Source organism: Micromonospora sp. NPDC048907, assembly GCF_055586885.1.
On the sequence record NZ_JBVJHI010000009.1, the window covers coordinates 191,611 to 212,974 of the forward strand.

The 21,364-nt window shown below is 66.9% G+C and carries 22 protein-coding genes; 10 read left to right on the plus strand and 12 right to left on the minus strand.

Translation table 11 applies throughout. From position 1 onward, the window contains the following. Nucleotide 1 precedes the first annotated feature (1 nt). From ACZ6PY_RS27280 to ACZ6PY_RS27300, 5 genes are all read right to left on the minus strand, one after another. Nucleotides 2–463 carry a hypothetical protein gene (locus tag ACZ6PY_RS27280; RefSeq protein WP_466077022.1) on the minus strand — a complete coding sequence of 154 codons (462 nt, stop codon included), beginning with the start codon at nucleotides 461–463 and terminating at the stop codon, nucleotides 2–4. A gap of 88 nt (nucleotides 464–551) precedes the next feature. Continuing rightward, nucleotides 552–977 carry a hypothetical protein gene (locus ACZ6PY_RS27285; protein WP_466077025.1) on the minus strand — a complete coding sequence of 142 codons (426 nt, stop codon included), beginning with the start codon at nucleotides 975–977 and terminating at the stop codon, nucleotides 552–554. 138 nt (nucleotides 978–1,115) lie between these two features. Continuing rightward, nucleotides 1,116–2,330: an MFS transporter gene (locus ACZ6PY_RS27290; protein ID WP_466077028.1), complete on the minus strand. Its 1,215-nt coding sequence runs from the start codon at nucleotides 2,328–2,330 to the stop codon at nucleotides 1,116–1,118. A gap of 11 nt (nucleotides 2,331–2,341) precedes the next feature. Next, complete coding sequence (locus ACZ6PY_RS27295; RefSeq protein ID WP_466077031.1) at nucleotides 2,342–2,557, minus strand: DUF397 domain-containing protein; 216 nt, start codon at nucleotides 2,555–2,557, stop codon at nucleotides 2,342–2,344. Continuing rightward, the gene (locus ACZ6PY_RS27300; RefSeq protein ID WP_466077034.1) at nucleotides 2,547–3,428 is read right to left on the minus strand and encodes a helix-turn-helix domain-containing protein; all 882 of its coding nucleotides are present in this window, start codon (nucleotides 3,426–3,428) and stop codon (nucleotides 2,547–2,549) included. The genes ACZ6PY_RS27295 and ACZ6PY_RS27300 overlap by 11 nt, the downstream gene beginning before the upstream one ends. A gap of 262 nt (nucleotides 3,429–3,690) precedes the next feature. Here ACZ6PY_RS27300 and ACZ6PY_RS27305 point away from each other — a divergent pair, with 262 nt between their 5' ends. After that, nucleotides 3,691–7,374 carry a YobI family P-loop NTPase gene (locus tag ACZ6PY_RS27305; RefSeq protein ID WP_466077037.1) on the plus strand — a complete coding sequence of 1,228 codons (3,684 nt, stop codon included), beginning with the start codon at nucleotides 3,691–3,693 and terminating at the stop codon, nucleotides 7,372–7,374. 379 nt (nucleotides 7,375–7,753) lie between these two features. Here ACZ6PY_RS27305 and ACZ6PY_RS27310 read toward each other — a convergent pair whose 3' ends face one another. Then, the gene (locus ACZ6PY_RS27310; protein ID WP_466077042.1) at nucleotides 7,754–9,412 is read right to left on the minus strand and encodes a P-loop ATPase, Sll1717 family; all 1,659 of its coding nucleotides are present in this window, start codon (nucleotides 9,410–9,412) and stop codon (nucleotides 7,754–7,756) included. Between the two features lie 842 nt (nucleotides 9,413–10,254). On the opposite strand from ACZ6PY_RS27310, the gene ACZ6PY_RS27315 reads away from it, so the two are divergent. Continuing rightward, complete coding sequence (locus ACZ6PY_RS27315) at nucleotides 10,255–10,392, plus strand: hypothetical protein (protein ID WP_466077045.1); 138 nt, start codon at nucleotides 10,255–10,257, stop codon at nucleotides 10,390–10,392. A 331-nt stretch (nucleotides 10,393–10,723) separates the two neighbouring features. Here ACZ6PY_RS27315 and ACZ6PY_RS27320 read toward each other — a convergent pair whose 3' ends face one another. Next, nucleotides 10,724–11,083 (minus strand): tyrosine-type recombinase/integrase, encoded by a 360-nt coding sequence (locus ACZ6PY_RS27320; RefSeq protein WP_466077049.1) that lies wholly within the window; start codon nucleotides 11,081–11,083, stop codon nucleotides 10,724–10,726. A gap of 86 nt (nucleotides 11,084–11,169) precedes the next feature. Here ACZ6PY_RS27320 and ACZ6PY_RS27325 point away from each other — a divergent pair, with 86 nt between their 5' ends. From ACZ6PY_RS27325 to ACZ6PY_RS27340, 4 genes are all read left to right on the plus strand, one after another. Continuing rightward, nucleotides 11,170–12,006: an HAD family hydrolase gene (locus tag ACZ6PY_RS27325; RefSeq protein WP_466077052.1), complete on the plus strand. Its 837-nt coding sequence runs from the start codon at nucleotides 11,170–11,172 to the stop codon at nucleotides 12,004–12,006. Nucleotides 12,007–12,084: 78 nt separating this feature from the next. Further along, on the plus strand, nucleotides 12,085–12,492 hold the full coding sequence (locus tag ACZ6PY_RS27330; protein WP_466077054.1) for a hypothetical protein: 408 nt from the start codon (nucleotides 12,085–12,087) through the stop codon (nucleotides 12,490–12,492). Nucleotides 12,493–12,853: 361 nt separating this feature from the next. Then, nucleotides 12,854–13,513, plus strand: coding sequence for a Type 1 glutamine amidotransferase-like domain-containing protein (locus tag ACZ6PY_RS27335; RefSeq protein ID WP_466077057.1), 660 nt, complete (start codon nucleotides 12,854–12,856; stop codon nucleotides 13,511–13,513). Nucleotides 13,514–13,621: 108 nt separating this feature from the next. Continuing rightward, nucleotides 13,622–14,260, plus strand: a complete 639-nt coding sequence (locus tag ACZ6PY_RS27340) for a hypothetical protein (protein ID WP_466077110.1) — start codon at nucleotides 13,622–13,624, stop codon at nucleotides 14,258–14,260. 11 nt (nucleotides 14,261–14,271) lie between these two features. Here ACZ6PY_RS27340 and ACZ6PY_RS27345 read toward each other — a convergent pair whose 3' ends face one another. Beyond that, on the minus strand, nucleotides 14,272–14,787 hold the full coding sequence (locus ACZ6PY_RS27345; protein WP_466077060.1) for an SRPBCC family protein: 516 nt from the start codon (nucleotides 14,785–14,787) through the stop codon (nucleotides 14,272–14,274). A gap of 178 nt (nucleotides 14,788–14,965) precedes the next feature. Here ACZ6PY_RS27345 and ACZ6PY_RS27350 point away from each other — a divergent pair, with 178 nt between their 5' ends. Then, nucleotides 14,966–15,088 (plus strand): hypothetical protein, encoded by a 123-nt coding sequence (locus tag ACZ6PY_RS27350; RefSeq protein ID WP_466077063.1) that lies wholly within the window; start codon nucleotides 14,966–14,968, stop codon nucleotides 15,086–15,088. 56 nt (nucleotides 15,089–15,144) lie between these two features. Here ACZ6PY_RS27350 and argS read toward each other — a convergent pair whose 3' ends face one another. From argS to ACZ6PY_RS27370, 4 genes are all read right to left on the minus strand, one after another. Further along, nucleotides 15,145–16,863, minus strand: a complete 1,719-nt coding sequence (argS, locus tag ACZ6PY_RS27355) for an arginine--tRNA ligase (protein ID WP_466077066.1) — start codon at nucleotides 16,861–16,863, stop codon at nucleotides 15,145–15,147. A gap of 282 nt (nucleotides 16,864–17,145) precedes the next feature. Continuing rightward, a complete protein-coding gene (gene trpS, locus ACZ6PY_RS27360; RefSeq protein WP_466077068.1) occupies nucleotides 17,146–18,204 on the minus strand; it encodes a tryptophan--tRNA ligase in 1,059 nt (352 codons plus the stop codon). 89 nt (nucleotides 18,205–18,293) lie between these two features. Further along, entirely contained in the window at nucleotides 18,294–18,461 is a 168-nt protein-coding gene (locus tag ACZ6PY_RS27365; RefSeq protein ID WP_192579968.1) for a hypothetical protein, read from the minus strand. A gap of 52 nt (nucleotides 18,462–18,513) precedes the next feature. Then, the gene (locus ACZ6PY_RS27370) at nucleotides 18,514–18,960 is read right to left on the minus strand and encodes a PRC-barrel domain containing protein (RefSeq protein ID WP_466077072.1); all 447 of its coding nucleotides are present in this window, start codon (nucleotides 18,958–18,960) and stop codon (nucleotides 18,514–18,516) included. Nucleotides 18,961–19,245: 285 nt separating this feature from the next. On the opposite strand from ACZ6PY_RS27370, the gene ACZ6PY_RS27375 reads away from it, so the two are divergent. The 3 genes from ACZ6PY_RS27375 to ACZ6PY_RS27385 all read left to right on the plus strand — a co-directional run bounded on the left by ACZ6PY_RS27375 (nucleotide 19,246) and on the right by ACZ6PY_RS27385 (nucleotide 20,639). Next, nucleotides 19,246–19,713 carry a hypothetical protein gene (locus tag ACZ6PY_RS27375; RefSeq protein WP_466077075.1) on the plus strand — a complete coding sequence of 156 codons (468 nt, stop codon included), beginning with the start codon at nucleotides 19,246–19,248 and terminating at the stop codon, nucleotides 19,711–19,713. 70 nt (nucleotides 19,714–19,783) lie between these two features. Continuing rightward, on the plus strand, nucleotides 19,784–20,344 hold the full coding sequence (locus ACZ6PY_RS27380) for an alpha-ketoglutarate-dependent dioxygenase AlkB (RefSeq protein WP_466077078.1): 561 nt from the start codon (nucleotides 19,784–19,786) through the stop codon (nucleotides 20,342–20,344). Between the two features lie 40 nt (nucleotides 20,345–20,384). Then, entirely contained in the window at nucleotides 20,385–20,639 is a 255-nt protein-coding gene (locus tag ACZ6PY_RS27385; RefSeq protein WP_466077081.1) for an SCO4848 family membrane protein, read from the plus strand. The last annotated feature ends 725 nt before the right edge of the window (nucleotides 20,640–21,364 follow it).

The window sequence follows — 21,364 nt, forward strand, 5'->3', positions numbered from 1 at the left end:
CTCAGCCCTCCCCTGCCGCCGCAGCGGCGAAGAGGGAGCCCTGACCGGGCGAGCCGGGACGACGGCGGATCATCCGACGGCGGACTGGCGTCCGGGGCGGCATCAGGGCGGCCAGGTTGACCGGCCCGGCCAGCGGGGCGGGAACATGCCGCGTCATGGTCGGCAGCCACCGGCCACGACCGAGCACCGCGCGCAGGTCGGTGCGGTCGGAGACGTGCGCGGCGATCAGGTCCGGGTCGAGGTGACGCAGCTTCACCACCGTCCGCGCCAGAGCAGCAGCGGCGGCCGAGATCTCCACCAGCGCGGCGACGCGTACGGCATCGGCGGGGACGGTGGTGTAGACCTCACGGGCGGCCCGGATACCGGGGCCGGCAAGGCGCATGACCGTGCGGCGGTGGGTGCGACGGTAGGGGGCGAGGCGCGGGTTCCCGGCGATCCGGGCAGCGTCAGCTAGCGTGGGCATCAGCCCAACTCCTTCCAAGAGGAACGGCTAGAGCGCGGGGCGGGCTTGGTCTTGGCGGATGAGGCCCGCCCCGCACGTCCAGATCTGGTCAGGCCGCCTGCTTGATCGCGGCGGCTTCGGTCATCGCCCCGGCGCGGATCGACCAGGCCTGACGCGCCCGGCACTTCCCCGACCCCTTGCACCGCTGCGAATCCACATACGGCGTCAACGTCACGTCGGAGAACTCCACCGCCGGCGGATAGCCCGGGATCTTCGACGCCGGCGGCACCGGCTGCACCGGCGCGGCGATCTTCACCTTGACCTCCTTCGACCCGCCGAACTTCCCGGCCTCCGGGTCGAGGTCCAGAACCTTGACCACCCACAGGCGCTCGCCCGTGTCCTTGTCACGGGCCTGATCGTCGCCCTGACCGCGCTTGTCGAAGTCCGTCACCGGCTCCACACCCAGGCACAGCGCGCCCTGCGGGAACACGTACTCGAACGGAACCGGAACCTTGATCGTGTTCGGGACAGCCACGCCCCTGCCTCCTTCTTCTCGCGACCAGCGATCTGCCGCTCACACGTCTTATGCACATCTGCATAAGACCACTGAGGACAGTATGCATGCGTGCATAGAGCTGGGCAAGCGGTTCTGTCGGCGGGGTGGAGGGAGTGCCTAGCGAGCGGGGGGCAGAGCCGCGAACGCCAGCGAGGCGAGAGCGAGCAAACCGGCTGCGGCGATGAAGGGGGCGCCGAGGCCGTTAGCGTCTGCGGCGACGCCACCGAGGACGGATCCGAGAGCCGCGGAGCCGATGCCGAAGAGGCGTGTGGAGGAAACGACGCGGCCGAGCATCTCGTCGGGCGTGTGCAGCTGGCGGGTAGAGCCGCCGACGACGCTGCCTGTCGTCGAGGCGATGCCAACGAACAGCAACGCGACACCAGTAACCCACGGGTCGGCGGCGAGTAGCACGGCGATCCACGCGGCGGCTTGCACGCCGAGAGTGAGCGCGTAGGCCGAACGTGCCGAGAGAACGGCGGCAATGCGAGGAGCGAGCCATCCGCCGGCGATGCCGCCGAGGGCGCCGCTCGCGATCAGCAAACCGAACCCGACTGTGTCGAGGTTGAGCACGTCTTGGGCGTAAAGGACCAGCGTCGCGAAGGCGATGTTGTAGCCGAGGTTGTAGGAGGCCATCCCCAGCGTGACCGTGCGCAGTTCGGGGTGTCGTACCAGGTGAGCCATGCCCGCTTTGATGGAGCGCAGCATCGGTGCGTGCTGCATGGCCGGCTTTGCCGGGGGTGCGGGTAGCCGGCTCACGAGGGCGGCCGACAGCAGAAATGAGCCGGCATCAAGACCGAAGGGCAGAACTCGGGCGGCGGCGAATGTGGCCGCACCGGCGGGTGGGCCAGCGAGCGAGCGGCCGAAGGTATCAATCGCCCAAAGCCGGCCGTTGGCCTTTGAGAGTCGCTCTTTGTCGCGCCCGACGATCGTCGGAATCACGGCTTGGGCCGCAGGATCGAAGAAGCAGGAACCGAGGCCGACGAGGAAGACCGTGATGGCGAGGCCTGCGATGGTGGCGTTGTCGCTCACGACCAGGAGGACGAAGGCGAGCAGCACGGCCGCGCGGCCGAGGTCGGACGCGACCATGACGGTTCGCCTGTTCCACCGGTCGACCAGCGCACCGGCAGGCAGGCCGACGAGGAGCCAGGCGGCGTAGCCGGCCGCCGATACAGAGGCGACCGCCAGCGGATCGCGAGACAGCGCCGCCGCCATTAGGGGAGCGGCGGCCAACAGCATGCCGTCCCCGGTGACCGAGACGCCGGTTGAGGCCAGCAGGAGCCCTAAGCCTCGCTTTGGCGACGCTGCTACCGGGCGGTCGGTCACCGCGGACATGCAGCCACCTCTCAGCGCTTCAGTTCATCGAGGGTGAACTCGCCGAGCGCAGCGCCTTCCAGGAAGGCGGTCCACTCCCGCTCAGTGAAGGTGAGCATCGGGCCGGCACCCGCCTGCTTGGTGTCCCGAACACCGATCATTCCGTCGACGTACGCAACCTCGACGCAGCCACCGCTGTCGCTGGCGGAACTCTTGCGCCACCTGGCCCGGCTGAAGTCAGGACTCACTACGGCCTCCCGTCAGTTGATCGAAGTCTTTCAAATCCTCGATGTAACGGGCCAGTGACGCAAGGTGTGCGATGGAATCCTCGGGGGGCAGAGCATCAGCGGACAGGGCATCGAAAACACCGGAGTAGGCCTCGACGTCTGCCGGTGCCGACAGGTAGAGGTCGGCCGTCTGAGACTCCACGTACACGACGCGAGGACTGGACTCATTGCGGAAGTCGTACAGCGTGAACGGCACCATCGCTGAGGCCGTGCGGTCCATTCCCAGCGGAATGATCCGCACCGTCACATTCGGCAGCTCCGCTCGGGTCCGCAGGTATGCCAGCTGCGAAAGGACTACGTCACGGCTTCCGGGCCATGCAAGGAAGGCTCGGGCGTCGAGGAGCGCGGCATAGGCTGGCGCGTTGCCAGAGTGAAGCAGCTCTTGCCGCCTCATCCGCCGGGCCACGATCGCCTCCGGGTTCGGCCATCCGCCGCTGCGGGTGTACGCCAGGGCGTACTCCGGCGACTGCAACTGGCCGGGGACCATCAGCGGGTAGTACTGCTGGATCGACCGGACGCGAGTCTCGATCGCCGCCACCTCGCCCTGGCGCCGAGTCACGCCGCCAGCCCGCACGAGCCATGCACCACCGATGCCCTCATCATCGGCAGTCATGGCCAGCAACTCGGCGCGGACCTCCTCTGGGACCCCGTAGTAGTGAAGCAGGGTCGCAAGATCACGCGTGCTCACTGCTATGCGGGCATTCTCGATGCGCGACACCTTTGACTGAGACCAGCCAAGGGCGGCGGCAACCTCTTCGCCAGATGCGCCTACACCCTCGCGGATGCGCTGCAGTTCAGCGGCAACGCGTTCGCGGTGAATCGGGCCAGCCATAGCGCCTCCGTCATGCAGTCATGCATACGACGCACAGTCTAAGGTTCAGCAGGCCGACTCTCATCGCAGGCGTCAAGTCCGGCTTGACGGCCGGACGTCGGTCCCGGCCGGCTAGACGGGCATGCCGACCGCTACCACTGGCCATCGAGCCAGTCCACCGGTTGGCTGCGCCCCGGCCAATGCCTCACGCGTCGTCGACGGTGCTGTCCTCACGCCGACCGGCGACATCGCAAAGGACCATCGCGGTACTAGCATCTCGGCCATGAGCGATCGAGGGGCAGCAGCCAAAGCAACTACGGATCACGGTCCGAAACTGGATAGCTTGGCCCCCAAGGTCGATAAGGAAGAGCACGGTATCTACGTCGCGATACTCAAGCGGGCTATCGACGAACAAAGCGACGTACTCAACATCGCGCTGACCGGCACATACGGCACGGGGAAGAGCAGCATCCTGCGTACTGTCGCCAAGGCTTATCCCAAGAGGGTCATCGAGGTGTCGCTGTCAACGCTGGGCGTGCAGCCCGCGCCTGTGGAACTCGGTGATGAGGGAAATCCCGTCTCGACAACGAAGACGAATCGCATCCAAAAGGAAATCGTTAAGCAGCTCCTTTACCAGCAGTTGCCCTCAGATGCCCCTGAGTCACGCTTCCGGCGAATCAGCCGGTTCCCCCGTTGGCGCGAGTTCGGGCTCGCTCTTTGTCTTGCTCTGATTTTCGTTACCCTCATGGTAGCCACAGGGCTGGACCGGCCCGTCATCAAAGTGACGGGGGCCGATCCGATCGGCCGCCCCGACTGGTTGCGCACTCCGCTTGTCTACCTCGCGCTCGCAGCCATCCTCGCCCTAGCCGTCTACTTGGTGCGTCTTTTGTTGCATGACAGGCTGAGGATTGAGCAAGTCACGGCAGGGCCTGCCAGCATCACGCTCCCACCCCGCTCGTCCAGCTACTTCGATGAGTACCTGGACGAGATTGTCTACCTTTTCGAGACCAACCAGCGCGATATCGTCATCCTGGAGGATCTCGACCGCTTCGACGACCCCCTCATCTTCGAGACATTACGATCTCTCAACAGCCTGCTAAACACGGCGAAGCAGCTTAAGGGCCGCAGGATCAGGTTCATCTATGCCCTTCGCGACAGCATCTTTGAGAAGCTAGGGCGCGACGAGAGCGCCGGAATCACCGATGAGGCCAAGGCAGAACTCATCCGCGCCAACCGGACCAAGTTCTTTGACCTGGTAGTACCTGTCGTGCCGTTCATCACCCACAAGAACGCCCGTGACCACATGCACAGGCTCCTTAAAGAGCGCGGACACTCGATCCCCAAGGATCTCGTTGATCTCGCTGCACGCCATATCGCCGACATGCGGCTCATCCACAACATCGTCAACGAGTACGAGGTCTTCAAGCACCAGCTCATCGACGTCGCTACACCGGTGCCGCACCTTGACAACGAGCGCCTCCTCGCGATGGTCATATTCAAGAACATCCACATGGCCGACTTCGAAGCGATCCGGCTTGGCGAGAGTTCATTGGACAAGCTATACGACGTCTGGCGTGCGCTGGTCAGTACAAACCTTCAGCGCCTCCGCGATGAGTCCATCAGGCTTCAGGATCGGATCGAACGCGACGAGGCGGCCGAGGAGAGGGCCGGCGAGTTGGCAGCGACGCTGGAGGCGCGAGTCGCAGCCCTCGCCCGCGCGTCGAAGCCGGATCATATCTTCATCGTGAACGAGCAAGTATATGTCGATGGTCGAGTCATCGATCCTACGGAACTCCGGACCCCGCAGTTCTGGCGCGATCTGCTGCAGGGTGAGGGCTCGATTGTGGTACGGGTTCGCGATGCACATGCCTACCAGCGTGAAATGCACTTCTCGATTCCACTGCTGAGTGACTTCCTTGGCCTCCAACTCGATTTGGCCGACTGGGTCGCGGGCTCAGTGACCGCTGATCGAGGCGTCCTCGGGCGGATTGAGCGTGACTCCGAGTTCCTTCGACACCACACGTGGCATGATCTCGTCGGCCGCCCGGAGTTCACGTACAAGGCCGCGGACGTCGGACCTGCGATGACCTTCCGCCAGTTGATCGACCAGATCCTTCCATCCCGGCTCGTTGCCGATCTGGTAGTGCAGGGGTACATCACGTCCTACTTCTCTCTCCACGTCTCGTCCTTCTACGGCGAGTTGATCCGGCCTGACGCGATGACCTACCTGATGCGCAACGTCGACCGCGGCACCTCGGACGCCGACTATGCCCTCGACGGCGAGGACGTCAACGCGATCCTCCGTGACCGCGGCGTCGGCGTGCTCGGTGACCGCAGCATGTATAACGTCTCCATCCTTAATTACCTGCTAAAGGAAGATGCGGATCGAGCAAAGGTTGTCGTGAGACGCCTCGGCGACTGGGGGCCTGGCGAGCGCGCGTTCGTCGACCACTACCTACGCGCTGGCGCGGCAAAGGCCGCTCTCGTACAGCAGCTCACCCCGGTTCTGCCCGGCATCTTCACCTACCTGATCGGTGAAACAACCCTCGGGCGAGCCGAGCGAAGCCGGCTCGTCGATGTCGCTCTTACTCGCCGGGCCGACAGCACGGAGTACGAGCATTCGGACAAGGTGCGTGCCTTCTTTGAAGCTGCATATTTCGATTTCCCGTCGCTTCGGGATGAGCGTTACAGCGACGCTGCCCGCGGCGCTATCCAGTTCATCGCCGACGCCGGCGCAGTCATCCCGAAAGTTCTTGGGCTGTCAGCGGCAGCACATGCGGCACTGATCAAGACGTCTGCGTACACCATCACCGCTCAGAACCTTGAGGTGCTCGCTGAGACTGACAACATCGCACTCGACCACCTCGCCAAGGGCGATCGCAATATCTATGGTCATGTACTGGGCCACTTTGACGCCTACCTCCAGTCAAACCGCGAGTCCCAAGGGACGCGCTGGACCATCGAGTCGTCTGCGATGTTTGTCGAAGTGCTGCAGGACGTCGCACGGCTTAGGAAGCACGACTTCGACACACTTGTACACGGCGCAAGCCCTGAATGCACGCTCGATAACCTCGTCGACGCTCCAGAGGATGCCTGGCCCGCGCTCGTAGAGACAGGCCGCGTTCCACCCTCCTTCGCCAACGTGACTGCTTACGTCGATTGGGCAGGCGGCATCGATAAGCAGCTCGCGACGTTGCTCGCGGCGGCAGGCGATGTATCGGAGTCAGACGGCCATGAACTCGACGCCAGGCGCGAACTTGCCACGACCATCGTAAATGCGCGGCAGCAACTGCCCGACCCCGCTATGCGGGTGCAGCTCGCGGGTTCCCTGCAACCAGGACCACTTGAGGCGTCGTCCATCAACCCCGAGCCCGGCGAGCTGATCGCTCTTCTCATCGAGAGAGGCTTAGTCCGCGACGACGAGGAGACCTTCGGCTCTCGACTCATGGTTGACTGGCCCACACTGGAGCATGCGATTACTCGATCGGGCAACTACGTTCAAGTCATTGGTCCGCAGACACTGCAAGCTAAACACATCGCCGAGTTGATGCAGAGCTCGAAGGTCGCCGACGAAATCAAGAACGCAATCCTTGAGGCACTTGACGAGTTCGCAGCCGAGGCGCCTCTCGCTGCCCACGAGGCGATGGGCGCCTACGCGTTGCGTTCGGGCTCGCCACTGCGAGCCGATCAAATCGAACTGTTGCGCGAGGGCGGCGCTCGCCAGGTGACGGTCGCGGGACTCCTGGCGGCTGCGGGGGAAGATATCCCCCTCGAAGAGCTCCGCCAGACCCTGCGGAACATGGGCGGCGATTACGCCACGATTGCGGACAGGGGCAACCGTCAGGCGCGACTTGAGGACACCCGGGCGCACCGGGCTATCCTCGGTCGCCTTCAGACTGGAGGAATCGTTTCCACGTTCAAGCCGGAGCGTGGCAAGTCGAGCCTCCGGGTGAACATGAGGCGGTGACCTCAAGGAGCCCCGGTACTGCCGAATTGGCCTCTAAAGGATCAAGGCGGCCCGCAAGCGGGCCGCGCCCGGCGCGCTCGGCCTGCTGGCGGCGCAAGCGCCGGCATCGGCCGGCGCGCCGGCCGATAAAGAGCTTTGCCTCCGGCGGGGGCCAGACGACTCCGAGATGGAGTTGCCGGACGGTTCCGGTTCGTGGGGTAGTGGGGCGCCATCCCGCCAGCCACCGACCCAGGCAAGCCGAGCAGACCAGGGCCAGGGCGACAAGGTCGTTCGTCCGGTAGGGCGCTCCACCTTGTCGCCCTGGCCCTGGCCCGCTCCACGGTGTGTGGGTCGGCGGCAGACGGGATGGCAGGGAGGTTATCGTCGGCAGCTTGCTGCTTCAGGAAGGCCGGACATCCAGCGCCGGGCGGAAGGCGGGATGGATGACGAAACCATCTGCGTGACGAATGTTTGCGACGCTATCCGCATATTCAGGATAGTCGTATCCGTATATCGCCTTCCTCGCGCTGTCCGAAACAACACCAAGGAATCCAATATCGAAGAGTAGCTTCACCATCAGGTGGTATCCGTCAGCCCAGTCATCTGCGGGGGTCCCGTTCCAGAAGGGCTCGCTAACCTCAGTCAGCCACTGCACCCCATTGAACTTATAGTCGGCTAGGAGTTCAAAGCAGTTGTCGAAGTACTTCGTAATTGTTTCCTTGCTCATTACGGCCGGCGCCTGCCTGAACCTGTTCAAGACCCGGTCGATACCGGTGAAGGTTGGATCCCACTCGTCCCGAAGAGCCAAGAGGCGGTTCCGCGAGTAAGACCCTTCAGCGTCCTTGAGGTCCTCCCAGCTCAGCCGTTGCTTGTTCCCTGCGAGCATAAACGCCTCGTTCAGGAAAGCAATAGCATCCCGGGGGCGCATCAACGTCCGATCCAGCACGAATTCGAGAGCTTTTCCCCGTGTCTGATTGTAATTTGGGAGCAGGCTCTTGATGCCGGAGACCCCGTCTAGGTTGCGCCTGTCCGCCGCGACGCGCGCCCGCTCATCGAGCATGGCTTCGAGCTCATTAGCGGACCATCTGACGCGCATTGACAGCGCCCGAAACTTCTCCCCTTGACCCCCTCCGCGTCCAAAGTCAAGGGTTTCGAAGATATTTGTTCTTAGTGCGACGATTACCTTGAGATTAGCAACCCGCTTCAAATCGAAGACCACTTGGAACAGGTTCCGAATTAGGTCGTTCTTGACCTTGTCGTCAGCCCAGTCCTTGTCCAGGTCGTCGATGAGGACGTAGGTGTAATGCTGTGACGATTCTAAGATTTCGTCATTAAGAACGTTCATCATGGTGTTGAGTCGAGGGAGCTGTGTCTCATTGACGACTCGCTGGAATCTCCTCACTAATTCAACCCGCTCCTCAGAGGAGGTCGTGTTGGTATCGTCGGAGCTAACACTAAAGTCGATCGGCTTAACGCCCAGCTTCCCGCCCGCTGCGGCCTTGAACTGGCTCTCGAACTTGTTGGTAATGTCGCGGACGCGCTCGTCCGTCTCGCACCAGAACTTGCCCTCAAACTCTTCTAGATATTCGAGGGCGGCCTTCTTCTTGTTGTCTCTCTTGATCTTATCCATGATCGTATCGATAAAGCGCTGCTTGGCATCGGGTGAATCAATTTTGTAGCGATGCTTGATAATCTCAATTAGAAGCACGTGCTTCCAAAGCGCGTTATACAGCGAATCGAGGTGGACGTTGAGTGCTGTGAGATGCCGGACAACTCCAAGATCCGTGATGTAGGGCAAGGACAAGTCAATCGGATTGATCTCGATTACATGCTCAGGCCAGTCGGCCCTTATTCGCTGCAACGCCGCCGACTTGCCACTGCCGGTCCTGCCAATAACAAAGCACTTAGCGTCCCCGCCCCTCGACACGATCGAGCGGTAGATGGAGGATTCATAGAAGGCGTCATTGAGCAGGCCGTCCGCCTCGGCGATCTCACCTCCAAGGTTGAGATTCCCGTGGATATACCGCTTAGATTCGGTGTTGTGCTTCACTTTCGCCATAGGTCCTCCGTCCCAGCCTGGCGAGAAGGCTAGAACAGAAGTCGGCCATTCTGAAGCCGTGGCGTGAGGCGATCAGGCGCTTAGGTTCATTCGTACAGTGGTCGTGACCCCCTTACGCCCACAAAGATAGACATACCGCCCCGATACAGGACCTTTGCTGTCGTCTATCTGTCATTTGTTGCACGCGATGAATGGCTAGAACTCAACGGCCGAACGGGGCAGGCGGTGGGTTTCGCCGGCGGTCTGGGAGGCGTCTAGGACGGAGCACAGGGCGGCGATGACTCTTCCTGCCACCAACGCCCGTCGCTGCGACGTGCCAACCACCTGCCAGTAGCCAGTACCCAAGACGGGCGCGAACGGGCACGCACCGTCACCGGTTCCTTCACCAGCAACAGGCGTTACGGGCATCTCGGGGCGATGATCTTCGTCCTTCCAAACTGACGCTCCGTGCCGCCCGACCCGCGCAGTCCGCATCTAGTCCGCAAGAGGCCGACCGACAGCGGGGGAGTGGTGGGAGATCTTGAGAAGCGTTTCCGCTGCTAGACGCCCATCTGCGCAGGTCGGCGGGGCGGGTATTTTGATCTCGTAATGCACACGTCGTTGGGACGGGCCAGGCGGTAGCTTGCTTCCCATGCGTGCGGAAGTGCGGCACGTCCGGTTCCCGGACCTCGAATCTGGCCAGCCCTTCGATCCCGTCAAGACCGTGCAGCTCGCCGAGGTGTATGTCGGTGTCGTCGGCGAGCCAGGCGAGGAGCAGTACCAGGTCACTGCCTGCACCCCTGCCGCCCTGGTCGACCTGTTGGCCACGCAATCCTTCCTGATGGGGCCGGCACTGGCTGTTCGTGGCAGAGTTCTCGCCGACGACGGTCGAGGCAGCCCTGCGCAAGCTGGTCGGGAACATCGAGGCGCCCGGCCGCGTCGAGCTCGCTCAGAAGGTCGGCCGGATTGGCCTGTGGGAGTTCGAGGACTACCGCGGCTGATGGACTGCCGCTTCCCGCCGAAGCGATGACCTCAGACGGTTCGGCGGCGCGCAACGGCCGACAGCAACGATTGACAGCAACGCCGCCGGACCGGTCGAGACCGCCAAGGACGGCGGTAGGCGTAGAGCCAGCAGCTGAGGCCGCAGGCGGACCGTTCCAGACGACTCCGCCGAGGCTACGGATCAGAAGGTTAGGGGTTCGAGTCCCTTCGGGCGCACAAGCAGGGAGAAGCCCCCGACCAGCCGAAATGGCGAGGTCGGGGGCTTTCTCGTATCCGTCCTCGGCGGGTGCCGTGCGGCTGTGGGAGCCACGCTGGGAGCCACTGGTCGCCTCACCGCCCGAACAGCGCACGGGACATGGCCTCCGCAGCCGAACGGCGGTCGCCCTCCATCAAATGCCCGTACACGTCCTTCGTGATCGCAATTGACGTGTGTCCGAGAACCTCCGCAACCACGTGCAACGGGGTGCCCTGAGCCAGCATCAATGAGGCCCCGGAATGGCGGAGCTCATGCGGATGCCAGTGCCCAAGCCCGGCACGCTTGCACAGCGCCGAGAGCCGATGGGAGAAGTTGTCCGGATCCAGCGGTGTGCCGACCTCGCTCGGGAAGATCAGGCCGTGATCCTGCCAAGCCTCGCCGGCTGCCAGCCGTTCCTCAGCCTGCCGAGCCCGATGCCGGCGCAGCAGCTCCACCAGCTGGGGCGTGAGGCGCAATACGTGGAGCAGGCCCGAACGTGGTTTGACTCCATGTGGTCGACCATCGCCCGCGAGTACCAGCCGTGACCCGGCCACACGACCGCCTCACCGAAATCGCGGAGCGGGCCGAGGCTCTCCTTCTCGACTTCGACGGGCCGATCTGCAGCGTCTTCGCAGGCAAGTCCGCGCCGAGCATTGCGGCAGACCTGCGCGAGCTGATAGTCAGCCATGGCGCCGACCTGCCCGACGAACTGCGCGCCCAGGACGACCCGCTGGAACTGCTTCGCGCGACCACCGCCTTCGCGCCCCAGTTGGTCGCCACCATCAGCGCAGCCCTTGAGGCAGCCGAAGTCGAAGCCGCAGCCACCGCGGAGACGACGATCGGCTTCGTCGACGTTGTCAGGGCGTGCGTCGCCACCGGGCGAGGCCTCGCCATCGTCAGCAACAACTCCACCGCAGCCATCAGCGCCTACCTCGGACGCCGCGACCGCGCCCGGTACTTCGCCTCTATCGTCGGACGAGGCGAGCACCCGGAACTGATGAAACCCAGCCCGATTCCGGTCCTGCAAGCACTCCAGGGCGTCAACGTTCGACCCAGCGCCGCCGTCCTGGTCGGCGATTCCACAACCGACGTCGAAGCCGCCCACGCCGCTGGCGTCCCCTGCATCGGATACGCCAACAAGCCCGGCAAGGCCGAACGCCTAATCGCCGCTGGTGCCGATGCGATCGTCACGGACATGAGCGACTTGGCGGCCGCCCTTGCGCGCAGCGCAAGCCGGAAAGCCAGCTGCCGTGGGTCGAGTCGGGCGGCGGACCACTTATCGTCGTGCCGGGGTCAGTCCTCAGCCGTTGGAGAGGCGACGGGGTCCCTATCCTCTTGGCCAAAGGAGCTCCAAAGCCGTGGCACCTGTTCGTCCTAACGCTCTGCTGCCTCTCGCCGCAGTCGATGTGGCCGGGCCATCCGCAGGCCATAAGCGGGTGCGACTAGGGAGGACGACATGGACATGCCCCGTTTCCCGCAGCCGACGCCGAGCGAGCTGGACGGGCTGCGGACCCTGGCTGAGGAGGTCCGCCAGGTACTCGCCAGCGCGGGATTGCCAGCCTACGTCCACGCTGATCCACACCAGATGCCCGAGCCGGCAACCGGCGCACACATTGGCATCGATATCACGGTGCTAGATCAGGTAGACGTCCACTGGGAGTGCGACGAGGAACTACGGTCGGCTGCCTCCGCATCGGCAGCAGTTCAGGACTACTACGCCCCGCCAGTACGCCTGCAGAGTACCGCCCTAAACGCGCTCGCTGAGGCCATGATCCGGATCCTTGAGGAGGCGGGTTACGAGGCGGGGCTCGGCGTGGACATGGCCCCTCACTACGTCTGGGTGAAGCGACCCGTCGGACGCTGATCGGAGCAGACCCGTGACAATCTGGGAGCCACGCGTGGGAGCCACCGGGGCGGACGGGACCGGACGGGACGGGACCGATCGAGTTGCCGAACGCTTGAGGACCAGGACCAGGCGGACCGCGTCGGACGGCCTGGACACGGTCTTGGGAATCTACGGATCAGAAGGTTAGGGGTTCGAGTCCCTTCGGGCGCGCAGCAGGTGAGGGGCCGTTTCGGGAAACCGGGACGGCCCCTTTTCCGTGCGATACAGCAGCAAAGTACAGCAGCGGTGACGCCGACTGGTTGCTCGATCTCCGATGAGTTCCAGCACGGTCCCGGGTCTTCAGATACGTCCACCCTCCGCGCGCGAATCTGGAGGCACCTTGAAGCTCTTGCTCACGTCGGGCGGCGTCACGAACCCGAGCATCCATGCGGCGCTCGTGCAGCTTCTCGGCAAGCCGATCGCCGAGTGCCACGCCCTCTGCGTCCCGACAGCACAGTGGGGTCACCCGATGTGCGGCCCGAAATCGGTGCGGGGTTTCGTAGCCGCCGATCCCGAGTGGCACATGTCCGGCCTGGATTGGGCGTCGCTCGGTGTCCTCGAGCTCACCGCACTGCCCACCATCGGCGCAGAGCGATGGGTCCCCTGGGTGCGGGAGGCCGACGTTCTCCTGGTCGACGGCGGCGACGCGACGTACCTGTTCCACTGGATGCGGGAGTCCGGGCTGGCCGATCTGCTGCCCTCGCTGCCCGACACGGTCTGGGTGGGGGTGAGTGCCGGAAGCATGGTGATGACGCCCAGGATCGGAACGTACTTCGTCGAGTGGCCGTCCGCGCCGGACGACCGCGCTCTGGGAGTCGTCGACTTCTCGATCTTCCCGCACCTGGACGCTTTCCCCACGAACACCCTGGCCGACGCGGAGCGGTGGGCCACCGAAATCGGTGTCCCGGCCTACGCCATTGACGAGCAGACGGCCATCAAGGTCGTCGACGGCTCGGTCGAGGTGGTTTCCGAAGGGCAGTGGAAGAGGTTCGGGTCATAGCCGCCCGGCCGGTCGACGTTCGAAGCTGCGGTTTCGGTTGATCTTCGACACCTGGCCGGCCGGGTACCGTCACGGCCCGCCGAAGGTCGTGAGAAGGATGTGACGTTGATGGTGCGACGGGTCGGGCTCTGCGTGCTGGTCGTGGCGGCACTGCTCACCGCTTCGGCGTGTGGCGATGCCTCCGAGATGCCGAGTACGCCCACCGCCGCGGAGGTGAGTGCCTCCACCGAGTCGCTCACCCCCACGCCGACGGCGGCGCCGGCGGCCACGCCGAGCCGGGTACCCAAGCCCTCCTCGACCCCACGGTTCTCGGGGAGCCCACGGTCCTCCACGGCCCCCGCGGCGGTGCCCACGACCAAGAAGGGCACGCAAGCCGTCACCACGAGCAACAAGGCGGCCTGCACCGCCGTCAAGGGTCCGCTGGAGAAGGCCATCACCGGCCTGGCGGCGTTCGTCCTGGTCGCCGGCAGTGCCACGTCGGAGACCGAGGTCGCCGCCGCCTGGACGGAGACGATTCAACGCCTGGTCAACCTCGAGGCGGCGGCGAACAAGGTTGTGGCCGAGCAGACCGACCGCGCACTGCGGAGTAACTTCAGGGCGCTCGCCGTGGCCGCGGGCCTGAAGTACACCAAGATCCGCTCGGTCAAGCCCCCCAACGTGGCAGAGCTCGTGAACGTGGCGAGCGACACCGGTGCCCTGGAGAGCGCGGTCACCAAGCTCGAGCCGGCCTGCGGCAGGTACTGGTAGCAGAACCCCGGTCAATCCGGGTGACGGTGATCGCCGGCGACTTTCCGCCCGAACTTGCCGGCGACCGCGTGCTCGGTGTCGGTGACCTCTCCCGTCTCCAGGAGTTGCTTCAGCCTGCGCAGGTTCGCCGCCACCTCGGCGCCGGGCGGCTTTCCGACCAGGGTCAGGGCGATGCGGCCCAGTGTTCCGAAGGGCGTCTCCAGCACCTCGTGGACCTCGGTCCGGCCCGGTTCCGACCCCGGACTGAACTCGACGGTCCAGTGGGTGCGCGTCCCGGGCGCGGTGGTGGTCTCGTACCGGAGCAGTTCGTTCGTCCGCTCCTCGGTGAGCCGCACCGTGGACCTCAGCCTGAGGCCGAGCGGTCCCCGGATGGTCCACCGGAACGTCGCTGGCCCGATCTGTTCGCTGGCCATGACGTCGCCCAGGAAGCGGGGCAGGTTCTGGAAGTCGCGGTAGAAGTTGAAGACGTCCGCGACCCGGCGCTCGATGGTCACTCTCGCCTCGGCCGGGGATGGTGAGCGGCGCATCGCTGCCTCCGACAGGTCTCCCGTGTGAGCCCTGCCGCTTGCCCGAGCGCCCGCTCGGTAAACCCGGCGAGATCGTGGGCGGATTCAGGGGAGGTCATTGGCCGGGGCGCCCTGCGGATCTGCTTGAGCGATCGTCACGTGGCGGCTGGAGCCCGAGGGCCGGGGCACCCGGATGCTGATGGAGCACTCCGGGTTCGACCTCGACAGCCCGTTCCAGGCGGTCGCCCACCGCACCATGGGCAGCGGCTGGCGCTCCTCCGTGGTGCGCTCCGTGCTCACCGTGCTGGATCAGGAGGCCTGACGGGCCGGGCGCCGCCGCTGAGCGCGGTGGCGGACACCCGGCCCGGGCCGCCGTCCTCAGAGCCGCTCCGGTGTGCGGATGCCGAGCAGGTGGAGGCCGTGCCCGAGCACCCGCGCGGTCAGGTCGCAGAGCACGAGCCGGCTCTCCCGGACCGGCTCGTCGGCCCGCAGCACCGGGCACCGCTCGTAGAAGGCGCTGAACGCGGCGGCGAGCCGGGACAGGTACCCGGTCAGGTGGTGGAACTCCAGGTTCTCCGCGACCGCGCCGACCACCGCGCCGAAGCCGACCAGCTCGACGGCGAGCGCCCGCTCGGCCGGCTCGGCCAGCGAGATCCCGGCCTCCGGCCGGGCCGCCACGCCCGCCCGCCGGAAGATCGACCGGATCCGGGAGTACGCGTACTGGAGGTAGGGCGCGGTGTTGCCGTCCAGCGAGAGCATCCGTTCCCAGTCGAGCACGTAGTCCTTGTTCCGATCGCTGGAGAGGTCGGCGTACTTGATCGCGCCGATGCCGACGGCCCGGCCCACCTCGGCCGCCTCCGCCTCGTCCAGCTCCGGGTTGCGCTCCCGGGCCAGCGCGGTGGCCCGGGCCACCGCCTCCTCCAGCAGCCCGACCAGCTTCACCGACCCGCCGGCCCGGCTGCGCAGCATCCGCCCGTCCGGCCCGAGGATCGAGCCGAACCCGACGTGCTCGGCGCGGGCGGGCGGGGCCAGCCAACCGGCCTGCGCGGCGGCGGCGTAGACCATCTCGAAGTGCCGCCGCTGCGGCAGCCCGACCACGTAGAGCAGCCGGGTCGCGCCCAGCGTGCCGGTCCGGTGCCGGATCGCCGCGAGGTCCGTCGCCGGGTAGCCGTACCCGCCGTCGGACTTGCGCACGATCAGCGGCAGCGGCTCCCCGTCCCGGCCCACCGAGCCGGGCGGGAACACGCAGGCCGCGCCGTCGCTCTCGCGCAGCAGACCGAGCCGGTCCAACTCCTCGACCACCGGGCCGAGCAGGTCGTTGTAGCTGCTCTCCCCCCGGAAGTCCCGCTGGGTGAGGGTCACGTCGAGCAGGTCGTACACGGTGAGGAAGTAGCGCTCGGACTGTTCCACGAGCAGCCGCCACAGCCGCAGCGTCGCCGGGTCCCCGCCCTGCAACGCCACCACCCGCAGCCGGGACCGCTCGCGGAACGCCTCGTCGGCGTCGAACTTGGCCCGGGCCGCCTTGTAGAACGAGTCCAGGTCGCCCATCGACAGCTCCTGCGCCGCCTCGGCCTCGCCCAGGTCGGCCAGGTGCTCGATCAGCATGCCGAAGGGTGTGCCCCAGTCGCCCAGGTGGTTGGCCCGCAGCACCCGGTGCCCCAGCCACTCCAGCAGCCGGGCCGCCGCGTCGCCGATCACCGTCGAGCGCAGGTGGCCGACGTGCATCTCCTTCGCCACGTTCGGCGCCGAGTAGTCGATCACCACGGTCTCCGGCGCGGTGGCCTCGGGCACCCCGAGCCGCGGGTCGGCGGCCAGCGCGGAGACCAGCCCGGCCAGGGCGTCGTCGGCGACGGTCAGGTTGAGGAAACCGGGACCGGACACCTCCGCGGCGCTGCACAGGTCGGCCAGTTCCGCGCGCTCCAGCACCTCGGTGGCGACGGCGCGCGGCGGCCGGCCGATCCGCCGGGCCAGCGCCAGCGCCGCGTCGGACTGGAAGTCCGCGCGCTGGGAGCGCCGCACGACCGGGTCGACCGGCTCGCCGGCCACCGTCGCGAACGCCGGCGCCAGCCGGTCGGTCAGCAGTTTCTCCAGATCCATGGGTACGCCGATCTCGCTCGGATCCGCCGCACGCGGATCACTGGATGGGGATGCGGGCGGACCGAGGACGATCGGCGATGACCGGCGGCTCGATCCGCCGGTCGCAGTGAGGAATGCTCAGCGCAGGCGGTCGCGGGACCGCCGGCGTCGCAGCGCGCCGAACAGGACGTCGGGGGACGCCGTCGGGTACGCGTGCGAGCTGGTCATGGCAGCAGCCTAACCGGCCGGCCCGGGGGCGGCGCAAGGCCGTACCCGGGCCGGCCGGCCGGCGTACCCGAGATGTCAGGCCGGCGTGCCGACGGCCTTGCGGTAGCGCTCGGCCCGCCGCCGCACCTGGGTGTACGCGCTGGTCAGGCCCATCGCCCGGCGGACCTCGACAAGGGTGCGGCGGACCTCGGCGCGGGTCCGCTCGGTGCCCTCGACGATCAGCTCGTCGACCAGGCCGGGCTGCCCCTCGAACCGGGCCCGCCGCTCCCGGACCGGGTCGAGGAACCGGTTGAGCGCGCCCGCCAGCTCCTCCTTGACCTCGACGTCGCCGACCCGGCCGGCCCGGTAGCGCGCCTTCAGCTCCTCGACGGTCGCCCGGTCGGTGTGGAACACGTCGAGGTACGCGAAGACCGGGTTCCCCTCGACCGTGCCCGGCACGTCGGCGCGGATCCGGTTCGGGTCGGTGTACATGCCCATCACCTTGCGCCGCACGGTGGCCGGGTCGTCGGAGAGCGCGATGGCGTTCCCCCGGCTCTTGCTCATCTTCCCGGCGCCGTCGGTGCCGACCAGGGTGGGCGTCTCCGACATGATCATTTCGGGGACGGGGAAGACCTCGCCGTAGAGGTGGTTGAAGCGCCGGGCGATCTCCCTGGTCACCTCCACGTGCGCCGCGTTGTCCTTGCCCACCGGCACGACCTGCCCCTTGACGCAGAGGATGTCGGCGGCCTGGAGGACGGGATAGCCGAGCAGCCCGTACGGCATCTCGTCCTTGCCGGCGTCCCGGCTCATCTCCTTGAGCGACGGGACCCGTTCCAGCCGGGGCACGGTGACCAGGTTCTGGAACAGGGTGTTCAGGTCGCCGACCTCGGGGATCGCCGACTGGAGGTAGAAGGTGGCCCGGTCCGGCTCGACACCGGCGGCGAGGATGTCGGTGACCATCTCGCGGGCGTTGCGGGAGACCTGCTCGATGTCCTCGCGGCTGTTCCGCGTGGTGAGCATGTGCAGGTCGGCGATGATGAAGAAGCTCTCGTAGCGCTGGTGCAGCTTCACCCGGTTGGCGATGCTGCCGACGTAGTGGCCCAGGTGTAGCCGCCCGGTCGGGCGGTCACCGGTGAGCATCCGTGCTGCGGACATGGTCGTACGCCTCTCGTTGCTGTGCGGTGGAGGACGCGCGGGCGCGCGGAAGGGACCCGGGGTGTGCCCGGATCAGTGGGGTTCGCTCGTCAGTGCGAGCGCCGCCATCGCCCGCCGGCGCGGAACCGCAGCCCACCGGCACGGAGGACGTCGAGGATCTGCTCCCGACCGTCGTCGGCACGGGCCGGGAGAACCGGAGCGGCAGCCGCCGGGAGACCGTCGAGGGTCTCCGGGGCGCAGGTGCTCGGCCGGACCATGCCTGACACGGTAGCCGGTCCACCGCCCCGCGCGCAGACCGGAACGCCCTGCTCAGTCGCGCCGGTAGCTCTCGGCGTAGTAGTTCCCGACGTGCTCGCGGTACTCGGCGCGGTCGAAGTCGTCCGGGTCGAAGGCCGGTGATTCCTTGACCTGCTCCCGGGTCCGGTCCACGTGCACGGCGCGCTCCAGGTGGTCGACCCGGGCCACCGTGCCGACCGGCAGCAGCGCCTTCCGGCCGAAGATCCACGGCCCGGTGTGCACCACCAGGTAGCCCGCTCCGGCGTCCTCACTCGCCCGGTCGACCGCGCCGATCCGGCCGTCGGTCGCCTCCACGTGATAGCCCGTGAGGTCGATCGGGGTGCCCGGGCCGGGCGCGTCGGGGCCGTCGTCGTCGGCGCCCTCGGACCGCTGCCGTGGCACGTCGTCCGGGCGGGTCTGCTCGTAGCCGCCCGCCAGGGCCGACGGGTCCCGCCAGAGCCACGGATTGAACGGCTGCATGCTGCACCTCCGGGTGTCGTCCTGTCGCCATCCGAACAGTGCCCGGTGGGCGAATCCGGGAAACACGAATGCAATTCCGAATTCATGCGGGGGCGATTCTGCGAGATACCTCATAATCGACTGACGCCGATCAATTCGTCGGCTCCCGCCGAGGTGAGGGACGGTGTCGCGGCCGGTCAGCACACCGGAATGCGGACCGGAGTGTCCACCGCGCACATTCGGCGGCGCCGGCGGCCGCACCATTCTGGTCCCGCATCCGAATCGGCACCAGCGGGAGGAACGCAAATGCAGCGGGTCATTGGACGAATCGGGGTGGCGGCGGCCGGGACAGCCGTCCTGGTGGCGGTGGCGGGCACCGGCGCGGGCGCCGCCGCGGTCAACCCGTACACCCCGGAGGCGCTCTGCGGGCTCGGCTTCACCGCCGTCGACCAGGACCCGATCCACGACGCCGCCACCGGCGCGCGGCTCGGCACCGTCCACCTTCTGCGCAACCCCCGCACCGGTTACGGCTGCACGGTCACCCTCAAGTCCGCGTACGTCGGCACGCTCACCGGCACCCGCGTCTACCTGGCCCCCGAGTGGACGCCCGTCGGCCTGGACGAGGGCAGCCGGCGCTACGCCGCCGGCCCGGTCCACCGCTACCTCGGCGCCGGCTGCGCGATCTGGGGCGGCTCGATGACCGATCCCGCCGGCACCGTCCACCACCACGACCGGGCGAACCCGGCGATCGGCGGGGCGGTCACCTGCTTCTGACCACGCGGCGGTGGGCCGGATTCGCGCGGTGCGCGGGCCGGCCCGCCGTTACGGTCGCCAGGTGGGCAGGATGCGGGCAATCCACGAGCGGCCGGCCGGGCTCACCTACCAGCCCGACCTGGTCGACGACGACGAGGAACGTTCCCTGGTCGCGACCCTCGACGCTCTCGACTTCCATGAGGTCCGGATGCACGGGCAGATCGCCCGGCGCACGGTCCGGCACTTCGGCTACGACTACGACTACGGCTCCTTCCAGCTCACGGCCACCGAGGCGCTGCCCGTGGCGCTGCGCTGGGTACGCGAGCGGTGCGCGGCGCTCGCCGGGGTCGACCCCGAGGTGCTCGCGCAGACGCTCGTCACGCGCTACCCGCCGGGCTCGGTCATCGGCTGGCACCGGGACGCACCCGCCTTCGGGCCGACCGTCGTCGGCCTCTCGCTGGGCTCCGCGTGCCTGTTGCGGTTCCAGCGCGGGACCGGAGAGAACCGCCGGGTGTACGAGCTGGAGTTGGCGCCCCGCTCGGGGTACGCGCTCACCGGGGCGGCCCGGACCGCGTGGCAGCACAGCGTCCCGCCGGTTCCGGCGCTGCGCTATTCGCTGACCTTCCGCATGCTCCGGTCCGCGCGCGCCTGACCGGACCTGGGACGACCTCCCGCTGGCATACTGGCCAGCCATGGTGCTGTCGCGCGGCTGGTCGCTGTTCCTGGTCGGGGTCGGGGTGTGGACCTGGGTGATCTGGCCGAGGTTCGCGGTCGCCATCTGGAACGACCCGCGGGCGTGGTCGGCCGGCGTGGTCGGCGAGGGCAGCCCGACCAGCTTCCTCTGGGTGCACGCGCTGCTCATCGCGGCGTCACTGGCCATCGGCACGACCGTCGGGGTGCTCGGCATCCGCGGCTGGCTGGCGGACCGCCGGCGGCGGAGCGCCTGAGCGCCCGCCAGGAAGGGCGGGATCGGACAAGGTCCGACGCCTCCGGGGAATGCCGAGCGCTGTCTCTCCTGTTGCTCGGGCGGATCCCGGGCCGTCGAAGCGGGGCAACTCGCCGCCAGAGAGCCGCTGAGCAGGCAAGATAGCCCGGCGGTGATGATGTGACGCGGGACGCTACCCCTGGATTTGACGATCAAACCCGAATCCGCGTAACTTTCTCTCTGCCAGCGCGGAACGGGGCAAACGGGACGAACAGCCCGGGGGCCACGGACCGGGTTCGGCGCCCGGAACCACCGAGGTTGCACCTCGTCGGAGCCGGGCCGGGCGGGGCTCGCCGAAACGCCGCAGGGCGGATTTGGCGGAGCGGAACCGACCGAGTAAGGTTGACGACCGGCAGGGCACCGGGCGAGCTAGCGGGAGACCGCAGCGGCCGGCCTGCCAAATCCGATGACCACACGCAGCGGTTCGCCGCTGCGCGAGTTCAGCGGCGCCGACCCGTACGAAGCGTGACAGACCGGGACACACGGTTTGACACGGCAGAGACGGTGAGGTAACGTAGTAAAAGTGCCCGGCGCGAGAGCGGTGGGTGCGGGATGAACAAAATGCCCCGGACGGGGTCCTGCTGGTGCGGGGTTCCGGATGGTGTGTGGTTGTTCTTTGAGAACTCAACAGGGTGCTTGATAAGCCAGTGCCAAATTGATTTATACCCCGGACTGGTCAGGCTTCGG